Source organism: Streptomyces xiaopingdaonensis, assembly GCF_000262345.1.
In the GTDB taxonomy this organism is placed as follows: Bacteria; Actinomycetota; Actinomycetes; order Streptomycetales; family Streptomycetaceae; genus Streptomyces; species Streptomyces xiaopingdaonensis.
Genome location: NZ_AJTQ01000022.1, coordinates 1 through 9,432, shown reverse-complemented (window position 1 = coordinate 9,432; position 9,432 = coordinate 1). Strand labels below are relative to the sequence as shown.

Below are 9,432 nucleotides of genomic sequence, written 5' to 3'. Positions count from 1 at the left end.
GTGCGGCCCGGCCCGCGAGCCTGCCGTTGGCGAGCGCCTCCTTGACGATCACGGTCAACCCGGCGCCGTGCGCCTCGGCGAGCGCGTCCGACGCCGAGGGCTCCAACAGGTTCCAGGTGGACTGCACCGTGCGGAAGAGCGGCGCCCCACCGCTCTCGATGCGCAGGGCGGCGCGGATCGCCTCGGCCTGCGCCGGCCCCGAGGTGGAGAAGCCGACGGTGGTGCCCTCGGCCGCCAGTTCGGCGAGGAGGCCGTGGAGCTCCGGGTCGGTGAGCGCCGGGCTGTCGGGGGTGAGCGAGTGGACCTGGTACAGGTCGAGGCGGTCGCCGAGGAGCGCGCGGGTCTCCTCGATCTGGCGGCGGTAGGCGGCCGTGCCGTGGTCCTTCACCTCGTGCACCTCGGCGTCGGTGCGCCACTCCCCGACGTACGTGTACCCCCACTTGCTCCCGACGACGAGGTCGGACGCCTCCGGGTGCGCACGCAGCCACTCGGCGAGGAACTCCTCGGCCCGCCCGTACGAGCGCGCGGCGTCGACGTACCGGACGCCCTGCGCGTAGGCGGCGTCGAGGAGCTGGTGCGTCCTGGCCCGCAGCGCCTCGACGGTGCGCGGGGAGGGAAGCTCGCCGTCGCGGCCGAGGGTCAGGTAGGCGGGGCGTCCGACGGCGGCGAGGCCGAGGCCGACGTGCGCGGTCGGGGTGGTCGCTGCGGCGAGGCGGGCGAAGGACATCGCGGGCTCCTGCGCGGTCGGTTCACGGGGTAGGGCCGCGCCCCGCGCGCCGCGGAGCGCCGCACCACCGTACCGGCCGGGGCGGCGTGCAGGCGGACGTCTCGTCAGCGCAGCGGCGCCTCGGCCCACTTGCGCTGCGCCGCGAGGTCGGCGCGGAACTCCGCGAGCTGACGTGCGACGGCCTCGGGCGCCGTACCGCCGCGCCCGTTGCGCGCCGCCAGGGCCCCGGGGACGTTGAGGACCTCGCGGACCTCGGGGGTGAGGTGCTCCGAGATCTCGGCGAACTGCGCGTCGGTGAGCGCGTCGAGCTCGATCCCCTCGCGCTCGCAGACCTGTACGCACTCCCCCGCGACCTCGTGCGCGACGCGGAACGGCACGCCGCGCTTGACGAGCCATTCGGCGATGTCCGTCGCCAACGAGAAGTCCGCGGGCGCCAGTTCGGCCATCCGCTCCTCGTGCACCGTGAGCGTCGCGAGCATGCCGGTGAACGCGGGCATGAGGATCTCCAGCTGGTCGCAGGAGTCGAAGACGGGCTCCTTGTCCTCCTGCAGGTCGCGGTTGTACGCGAGCGGGAGCGCCTTGAGGGTGGCGAGGAGTCCCGTGAGGTTGCCGATCAGGCGGCCCGACTTGCCCCGCGCCAGCTCGGCGATGTCCGGGTTCTTCTTCTGCGGCATGATCGACGAGCCGGTGGAGAAGGCGTCGTCGAGCGTGACGAAGGAAAACTCCTTGGTGTTCCAGAGGATGACCTCTTCGGCGATCTTGGAGAGGTCGACGCCGATCATCGCGGTGACGAAGGCGAACTCGGCGACGAAGTCGCGCGAGGCCGTCCCGTCGATGGAGTTCGCCGAACTGCCGCCACCGAAACCGAGTTCGGCGGCGACCGCCTCGGGGTCGAGGCCGAGCGAGGAGCCGGCGAGCGCCCCCGAGCCGTACGGTGAGACGGCGGTGCGCTCGTCCCACTGGCGCAGCCGCTCGGCGTCCCGCGCGAGGGCCTGCGCGTGTGCGAGAACGTGGTGCGCGAAGAGGACGGGCTGCGCGTGCTGGAGGTGGGTGCGCCCCGGCATCGCGCCCTCCGGGTGCTCCTCGGCGAGCTTGACGAGCGCGCTCTGCACGTCGGCGAGGAGGCCGCCGATGAGCCGGGCGTGGTCGCGCAGGTACATCCGGAAGAGCGTCGCCACCTGGTCGTTGCGGGAGCGGCCCGCGCGCAGCTTGCCGCCGAGTTCGGCGCCGAGCCGCTCCAACAGACCTCGCTCGAGGGCCGTGTGGACGTCCTCGTCGGCGACCGTTCCCGTGAACGCGCCCGACTCGACGTCGGCGAGGAGCCGGTCGAGGCCCGCGTGCATCTGCTGGAGCTCCTCGTCGCCGAGGAGACCCGCCTTGTGCAGGACGCGGGCGTGGGCGCGGGAGCCGGCGATGTCGTAGGGGGCGAGTCGCCAGTCGAAGTGGACGGAGGCCGAGAGCTTCTCCAGCGCCTCCGCGGGGCCGTCGGCGAAGCGCCCGCCCCAGAGCTTCACGTCGCCGCTCTGCTCCCCGCTGACGGCTGCCTGCTCCGGCTCGTCGCCCTTGCTCACGTGGTGCTCCTCTGTTCCCTGCGGGCCGCCTGCGCGCGGACGCGTGCCCGTGCGGGCCGGCCGCCGCGGCGCGTTTCGGTGGTGGGGTACGCGTCCGCCTCCCCGCGGGGCGGGGAGGCGGACGGGGTTTCGCGCGGGCAGGCTACCGCCCGCGGGGCGGGGCGTGCCCGCAGCCGGTCAGGACTGGTCGCGCTTGGCGGCGATCTTCGAGGAGAGGCCGAAGATGTCGATGAAGCCCTTGGACATCGACTGGTCGAAGGTGTCGCCCGTGTCGTAGGTGGCGAGGTTGAAGTCGTAGAGCGACTGGCTCGACTTCCGGCCGGTGACGACGGCGCGGCCGCCGTGCAGCGTCATGCGCACGTCGCCGGAGACGTGCTGGTTGGACTCCTCGACGAAGCCGTCGAGCGCCTTCTTCAGCGGCGAGAACCAGAGCCCGTCGTACACCAGCTCCGTCCAGCGCTGCTCGACCTGCCGCTTGTACCGCGCGAGCTCCCGCTCGACCGTGACGTTCTCCAGCTCCTGGTGCGCGGTGATCAGCGCGATGGCGCCGGGGGACTCGTAGATCTCCCGGGACTTGATGCCGACGAGCCGGTCCTCGACCATGTCGATCCGACCCACGCCCTGCGCACCCGCGCGCTCGTTGAGCTGCTCGATCGCCTGGAGGACGGTGACCGGCCTGCCGTCGACCGCGACCGGGACGCCCTTGTCGAAGGTGACGACGACCTCGTCGGCCTCGCGCTGGGTGGCCGGGTTCTGGGTGTACTCGTAGACGTCCTCGACGGGGGCGTTCCAGATGTCCTCGAGGAAGCCCGTCTCCACGGCGCGGCCGAAGACGTTCTTGTCGATCGAGTACGGCGACTTCTTGGTCGTCTCGATCGGGAGGCCCTTCTCCTCGGCGAAGGCGATCGCCTTGTCACGCGTCATCGCGTAGTCGCGGACGGGGGCGATGCACTTCAGGTCGGGGGCGAGCGAGGAGATGCCGGCCTCGAAGCGGACCTGGTCGTTGCCCTTGCCCGTGCAGCCGTGCGCGACGGTGTCGGCGCCGTGCTTCCGCGCGGCGGCCACGAGGTGCTTGACGATGGTGGGCCGGGAGAGCGCCGAGACGAGCGGGTAGCGGTCCATGTAGAGCGCGTTGGCCTTGATCGCGGGGAGGCAGTACTCGTCGGCGAACTCCTCGCGGGCGTCCGCGACCTCGGCCTCGACGGCGCCGCACGCCAGCGCGCGCTTGCGGATGACGTCCAGATCCTCGCCGCCCTGGCCGACGTCGACGGCGACGGCGACGACCTCGGCCCCGGTCTCCTCCGCGATCCAGCCGATGCAGACGGAGGTGTCAAGGCCGCCTGAGTAGGCGAGTACGACGCGCTCGGTCACGGGGTTCTCCTTACGGTGCATGCGCTGACTGGTATAAGTATGCACCGCCCCGTATGGTTCGTCAACGCGCGAGGTCACGCCCCCGACGACGCCGAGGAGACCCCGACGGAGGCGTCAGCGGGTGTGCCGCAGCTCCTCCGCGAGCACTTTGGTGTGGCCGTGCTCCGGGTCCTTGACCGCGGTGAGGAGGGTCAGGGTGCCGGTCCCGGCTCGCCTGCGGAGCTCGCGAAGCGCCTCGCGCATCTCGGGGGTGGCCAGCTCCTCGCGGTAGCGGCGGGTGAACTCCGGCCAGCGCTGCGGGTCGTGGCCGTACCACTTGCGCAGCTCCGTCGAGGGGGCGATCTCCTTGTCCCACTCGTCGAACTCGGCGTCCGCCTTCGCGATGCCGCGCGGCCAGACGCGGTCGACGAGGACGCGCATCCCGTCGTGCTCGTGGTCCGGCTCCTCGTAGACGCGGCGCACCTGGACGTTCAGCTTCGGTTTCGTACTCATGCCTCCAGGCTGACGCAGGCCGGCGCGGGACGCAGCTCGCCCGCAGGAGTTACGCGGCGGCGCGCGAGAGCAGCTCCGCGGCGCGGTCCCGCGCCGCGGCGAAAGCCCCGTCGAAGAGGCGCATGCCGTGCGCGACGAGGGCGCCCTCGTAGAGCAGGAGCAGGGAGCGGCCGAGCTCCGCCGCCGACTCGGGGGCGACGTCGGCGGCGAGCTCGGTGAAGCGGGAGAGCATCCAGCGCTTGGCCTCCTCGATGAGCGCGAAGGCCGGGTGGGCCGGGTCGCTGATCTCGGCGTGCGCGTTGACCATGCTGCAGCCCCTCGGGCTGTACTCACCGGCCCACTCCTCGGCCGCATCGAAGACGGCGCGGACGCGGTCGGACGGGGAGCCGGCGGCCTCGACGCGGTCGGCGAGGAGGGCGCGCCAGCGGTCGTCGCGCTCGGCGAGGTACTCGACGACGATCCCGTCCTTCGAGCCGAAGCGGTCGTAGAGCGTCTTCTTGGTGACGCCGGCCTCTGCCGCGATGAGGTCGACGCCGACGGCGTGGATGCCGCGCTCGTAGAAGAGCCTGCCCGCGGCTTCCCGCACTCGTAGGGCGCCGGGGGTCATCACGGTCCGGTCAGGGCGCTGCGTCGTCTCGGTGGCCATGGCACCGATTGTAGACCGACCTGTATAGTGCGGGCCAGTCGAGTCCCTGGTGGCGGCCGCCGAACGCGCCGCAGGCGCCGTCCGGCCGCCGACTCCCTTGCTTCGGCAGCAGGTTCACCGAGCCGACTCCGAATGGCGGGGTACGGGCGCGGGGCAGTACTGACCGTATGGGAAAGACGTATCCGGGTATCGAGGGCCGGCTTCGGGACTTCGTACTCGCGCAGCCCCTCTTCTTCACGGCCACCGCCCCGCTCTCGCCGGACGGCACCGTCAACCTCTCCCCCAAGGGCCTCTCCGGCTCGCTCGCCGTCCTCGACCCGCACACCCTCGCCTACCTCGACTTCGCCGGGTCCAACGCCGAGACCGTCGCGCACCTCCGGGAGAACGGGCGCATCACACTGATGTGGTGCGCCTTCCACGGGCCGCCCACCATCGTGCGCGTACACGGCACGGGCGAGCCCGTCTTCCGCGACGACCCCCGGTTCGGTGGGCTGCTGGACCGCTTCACCGCGATCGACCCGGCAGACCACGGACTCCGGGCGATCGTCCTCGTCCACGCCGAACTCGTCAGGGACACCTGCGGGTTCGCCGTTCCGCTCATGGAGTACGTCGAGGACCGCCCCCTGCACGGCTCCCGCTTCGCACGCGAGGACGACGCCTCCCTCGACGCCTACTTCCGCGGCAAGGAGCACGTCGCCCGCAGCATCGACGGCCTGCCGGGCCTGCCGCTCCCCCTGCCGCCTTCTCCCACGACCGACGGCGGGAAGACGGAAGCTGCCGAGCACACCGTCCCAACTCGGGGCGGCTGAAGGCGGATCGGGGTGGCCGACCCCGATCGGGAACCCTAGCCTGACGGGATGACCGGTGCAGACGACCTTCCGACGCTCGCCCGCCGCGTGTGGCACCAGCTCGAACCGCTCTACGCAGGCGTGTACTTCGCGCCCGAGGTGGGTGAGGAGGTCGCGGCGCTCGGATACGGGACACAAGCGCGCTGGCCCTCGTACTTCGCCCTTCGGGCAGCGCCCCTGGGGCGCGCGACGGCGGAGCTGACCACGGCGACGTTCTACAGCTTCGCCCCGGCCCGCGTCGCCGCACACGTGCCGGCCGCCTGGCAGGTCGCCGACCCCGATGCCGTACTCGCCGCCCGCGCCCGCGGCGTCGACCGGGCGCTGCGCACCCTGCTCGGCTCCTCGATCGGCAGCGAGGGGATCGAGAAGGCCGCCCGGCTCGCGCGTACCGCCGCGGAGTCGGCCGACGTCGCCGGGCGCCCCCTCGCCGCCGCCAACCGGGCGCTCGGGTGGCCGCAGGAACCGCACATGGTGCTGTGGCACGCCGCCAACGTGCTGCGGGAGCACCGCGGTGACGGCCACCTCGCCGCACTCCTCGGTGCGCCTCTCGACGGCTGCGAGGCGCTCGTCTCGCTCGGCTCGACGGGAGCCGTACCCGTCGCCAACTTCGCCTCGCGCGGGTGGAGTTCGGCCCAGTGGGAGACTGCGGAGGAACGGCTGCGCGCACGCGGTCTCGTCGACGCGGAGGGAAACGCCGCACCGGCCGGCCACCGCCTCCGTGCCAACGTCGAGCGGACGACCGACGAACTCGCCGCGGCTCCGTACGCAGCACTGGGGCGGCCGGCGTGCGAGCGGCTCGTCGAACTGCTGCGTCCGCTCGTCCTCGACGTGGTGCGGTCGGGGTTGCTGCCGAGGGAATCGACGCTCGGCATCCTCACGGTTCCGGCTCCGGGGCCGCGGGAGTAGCGTCCACGTACACGACTGCCGGGCCGCGCCGGGGAGTCGGGCCGGTGACGGGAGCGCGGCGCTCCCCCGCTCGCGGTGGTGCCGTTCCGCTGCTGCTCCGAGGACGCGTTCGGCCGGCCCGCGGGTCAGCAGGCGCCCAGGCGGGCGATCGCGTCCGGCGGGTAGCCGGCTTCCCGCAACGGTCGGCGGACGTCGCGGGCGAGGTCGGGAAGGTAGCCGAAGAGGACGTCGGCAGGCCCGGAGATCTCGACCTCGCCGCAGACCGCGGGCAGCAAGAGCGTCTGCGCCGGGCCCAGTCGCTCGCTGTGGCCGCCCGTCCGCACGTGTACGGCGGAGCCGACGTTGGAGAGGATCTGCGCGGTCGCGAAGGAGCGGCGCAGGGGATCCGCCGTGCCGGCGCGCCAGCGCTCCAGAGCGAAGTGCGGCCCCGCGCAGAGGAAGACGCGGTCCACCCCGTCACCGACCGCGACGCCGAGCCCGGGCGTGAACTCCGGTCGTGACGCCGTGTCGACCTGCTGCATCAGCATGTCGAGGTTGGCGCCGAACTCGGCGTCGCCGACGGTCGAACCGTCCTCCATCCTCCACCGCATCGCGTGCTGTTGGACGTCGGACGTCTGCTCGATCTCGTAGACGAGCGTGTCGGGACCGAAGGTGTGCGGCGTGCCGCCCGGCACGTAGACGGTCTCCCCCGCGCGGACGGGCAGGCGGCGCAGTACCGCGTCGAAGTCCTGGGCCTCCAGCGCGGCGCGCAGCCGGTCCGGCGCCACCCCGTCGCGGACGCCGCAGAGGGCGGTCGCACCGGGGGCGGCGTCGAGGACGTGCCACGCCTCCGTCTTTCCGTTGTGCTGCCCCTCCAGCCGACGGGCGGCCTCGTCGTCCGCGTGCAGGTGCACCGGGAGGGCGCCGGTCGCGTCGATGAACTTGGTCAGCACGGGGAAGTACCGGCCCGACCATCCGGCGCCCATCACTTCCTCGGGGTGGTCGTTGATCACCCGGCGCAGCGGCCTTCCGGCCAGGGGGCCGGACTCCACGAAGGACTCGGAGCCGGTGACGTCGCTGCACTCCCACGTCTCCGCGATGCTCCGGTCCGGGAGGCCGCGCTTCCCCAGGCGGCGGGCTATCGCCCGGCCGCCGAAGACGAGCGGCTTGGCAGGGGCCGTCAGCCGCAGCGGGTGCGGGCCGACGCCGTTGCCGCTCACAGGATCGGCTGCCCGCCGGTGACGGCGATCCGGGCACCGGAGACGTAACTGGCCTCGTCGGAGGCGAGCATCACGTAGACCGGCGCCAGTTCGGCCGGCTGTCCCGGCCGTCCGAGCGGGACGCCGGACCCGAAGCTCTCCACCTGCTCGGGCGGCATCGTCGACGGGATGAGCGGTGTCCAGACGGGCCCGGGTGCCACGCTGTTGACGCGGATGCCCCTGGGCCCGAGCAGCTGCGACAGCGAGCCGGCCATGTTCGCGATCCCGGCCTTGGTGACGTTGTACGGGAGCAGTTGGGGCGGCGGGGCGTCGGAGTTGACCGAGGTGCTGCCGATGATCGCCGCACCTGCCTCCATGTGCGGGACGGCCGCCTTGGTCAGGTGGAAGAAGGCGCTGATGTTGATCGCGAGCGTCCGGTCCCACTCCTCGTCGGGCACGTCCTCGATCGAGTCGTGCGTCATCTGGAACGCGGCGTTGTTCACCAGCACGTCGATGCGGCCCAACTTCTCCAGCGCCTCGGCGACGATGGCACGGCAGTGCGCCGGTTCTGCCACGTCCCCGGGGACCAGCAGGCACCGGCGGCCCGCCTCCTCGACCCAGTCCCGCGTGTCGGATGCGTCCTCGTGCTCGTCTAGGTAGGAGAGGAGGATGTCCGCGCCCTCCCGCGCGTACGCGATGGCGACCGCGCGCCCGATCCCGCTGTCGCCACCGGTGATGACGGCCGCCTTGCCGGCGAGCCGCCCGCTTCCGCGGTAGCTCCGCTCGCCGTGGTCGGGGCGGGGGTCCATCTCGGAGGTGGTACCGGGCGGGGACTGCTGCTGTCGGGCCTTCGGCATGGTGCCTCCGATCCCCGCGAGCGGTGGGAGAGTCGGCGGTGGCAGGGCGGTGCTCGCCCCACCCATGCTGCCCGGCGGGCGGGTCGGCCACCACCTGGGAGGCGGCGGTGCGTTCCGCTGCGGGTGCAGCGCTGCCGGGCGCGGGACGGAGTCGAGTCGGGCGAAGGGCGCCGCACCACGAGGGGACTCGGCCCGGCCGGACCCCAACCGCCTTTTTCCGCGGCCGAGTCGGACGACGGGACGAGCGGCCCCGGCCTCGGCGCCCAAGTGCCGCCCGTCCCGTACGGCTTGACGAGAGGGTTCTCGCCGCAGCGGGTCAGCTCTCCTTCTGGGCCAGCGCGAGGAGGTGCCCGGCGAGCGCCTGGCCGCCCTCGGGGTCGCGGCTGATGAGGAGCAGCGTGTCGTCGCCCGCGATGGTGCCGATGATCTCGTGGACGCCGGCCTGGTCGATCGCGGAGGCGAGGAACTGGGCTGCGCCGGGCGGGGTGCGGAGCACCACGAGGTTCGCCGACGCCTCGGCGCTGATGAGGAGTTCGCCCGCGAGCCGCGCCATGCGGGCCTCGCTCGCCGACTCGCCGAGCGGGGCCCGCGGCGTCGGGTCGCCGCCCTCCGCGGGGACGGCGTAGATCAGCTCGCCGCCGGTGTTGCGGATCTTCACGGCGCCGAGTTCGTCGAGGTCCCTGGAGAGGGTCGCCTGGGTGACGTGGAGTCCGTCGTCGGCGAGGACCTTCGCCAACTGGCTCTGGGAGCGGACCGGTTGACGGTTGAGGATGTCGACGATCCGTCGATGCCTCGCCGTGCGGGTCTGCGGTACGGCCAGGCCCCCCGTCTGCTGC

At 72.8% G+C, this 9,432-nt stretch carries 10 protein-coding genes; 2 read left to right on the top strand and 8 right to left on the bottom strand.

Annotated elements, in window-relative coordinates:
- The 5 genes from UWG_RS0101460 to UWG_RS0101435 form a co-directional block, all read right to left on the bottom strand.
- Positions 1 to 727 (bottom strand): aldo/keto reductase (locus UWG_RS0101460; RefSeq protein ID WP_016905429.1); only part of this gene is annotated, 727 nt, incomplete at its 3' end.
- Between the two features lie 104 nt (positions 728 to 831).
- Positions 832 to 2,298 carry an argininosuccinate lyase gene (argH, locus tag UWG_RS0101455; protein ID WP_016905428.1) on the bottom strand — a complete coding sequence of 489 codons (1,467 nt, stop codon included), beginning with the start codon at positions 2,296 to 2,298 and terminating at the stop codon, positions 832 to 834.
- A 177-nt stretch (positions 2,299 to 2,475) separates the two neighbouring features.
- Positions 2,476 to 3,669, bottom strand: coding sequence for an argininosuccinate synthase (locus UWG_RS0101445; RefSeq protein WP_016905427.1), 1,194 nt, complete (start codon positions 3,667 to 3,669; stop codon positions 2,476 to 2,478).
- Between the two features lie 114 nt (positions 3,670 to 3,783).
- Positions 3,784 to 4,161, bottom strand: a complete 378-nt coding sequence (locus UWG_RS0101440; protein ID WP_016905426.1) for a DUF488 domain-containing protein — start codon at positions 4,159 to 4,161, stop codon at positions 3,784 to 3,786.
- Between the two features lie 49 nt (positions 4,162 to 4,210).
- On the bottom strand, positions 4,211 to 4,807 hold the full coding sequence (locus UWG_RS0101435) for a TetR/AcrR family transcriptional regulator (protein ID WP_016905425.1): 597 nt from the start codon (positions 4,805 to 4,807) through the stop codon (positions 4,211 to 4,213).
- A gap of 167 nt (positions 4,808 to 4,974) precedes the next feature.
- On the opposite strand from UWG_RS0101435, the gene UWG_RS0101430 reads away from it, so the two are divergent.
- Positions 4,975 to 5,616, top strand: a complete 642-nt coding sequence (locus tag UWG_RS0101430; protein WP_016905424.1) for a pyridoxamine 5'-phosphate oxidase family protein — start codon at positions 4,975 to 4,977, stop codon at positions 5,614 to 5,616.
- A 48-nt stretch (positions 5,617 to 5,664) separates the two neighbouring features.
- On the top strand, positions 5,665 to 6,561 hold the full coding sequence (locus tag UWG_RS0101425) for an SCO6745 family protein (RefSeq protein WP_016905423.1): 897 nt from the start codon (positions 5,665 to 5,667) through the stop codon (positions 6,559 to 6,561).
- A gap of 125 nt (positions 6,562 to 6,686) precedes the next feature.
- Here the strand turns inward: UWG_RS0101425 and UWG_RS0101420 are convergent, their stop codons facing one another.
- The 3 genes from UWG_RS0101420 to UWG_RS0101410 all read right to left on the bottom strand — a co-directional run bounded on the left by UWG_RS0101420 (position 6,687) and on the right by UWG_RS0101410 (position 9,416).
- Complete coding sequence (locus tag UWG_RS0101420) at positions 6,687 to 7,760, bottom strand: class I mannose-6-phosphate isomerase (RefSeq protein WP_016905422.1); 1,074 nt, start codon at positions 7,758 to 7,760, stop codon at positions 6,687 to 6,689.
- Positions 7,757 to 8,596, bottom strand: coding sequence for an SDR family oxidoreductase (locus UWG_RS0101415; protein WP_016905421.1), 840 nt, complete (start codon positions 8,594 to 8,596; stop codon positions 7,757 to 7,759). The genes UWG_RS0101420 and UWG_RS0101415 overlap by 4 nt, the downstream gene beginning before the upstream one ends.
- Positions 8,597 to 8,912: 316 nt before the next feature.
- Positions 8,913 to 9,416: an arginine repressor gene (locus UWG_RS0101410; protein WP_078495569.1), complete on the bottom strand. Its 504-nt coding sequence runs from the start codon at positions 9,414 to 9,416 to the stop codon at positions 8,913 to 8,915.
- Positions 9,417 to 9,432 lie beyond the last annotated feature (16 nt).

Excerpts from the sequence above, each read along its gene's own strand:
- UWG_RS0101440 (WP_016905426.1), bottom strand. The coding sequence starts at position 4,161 with ATGAGTACGAAACCGAAGCTGAACGTCCAGGTGCGCCGCGTCTACGAG.
- UWG_RS0101435 (WP_016905425.1), bottom strand. The coding sequence starts at position 4,807 with ATGGCCACCGAGACGACGCAGCGCCCTGACCGGACCGTGATGACCCCC.
- UWG_RS0101430 (WP_016905424.1), top strand. The coding sequence starts at position 4,975 with ATGGGAAAGACGTATCCGGGTATCGAGGGCCGGCTTCGGGACTTCGTA.
- UWG_RS0101425 (WP_016905423.1), top strand. The coding sequence starts at position 5,665 with ATGACCGGTGCAGACGACCTTCCGACGCTCGCCCGCCGCGTGTGGCAC.
- UWG_RS0101415 (WP_016905421.1), bottom strand. The coding sequence starts at position 8,596 with ATGCCGAAGGCCCGACAGCAGCAGTCCCCGCCCGGTACCACCTCCGAG.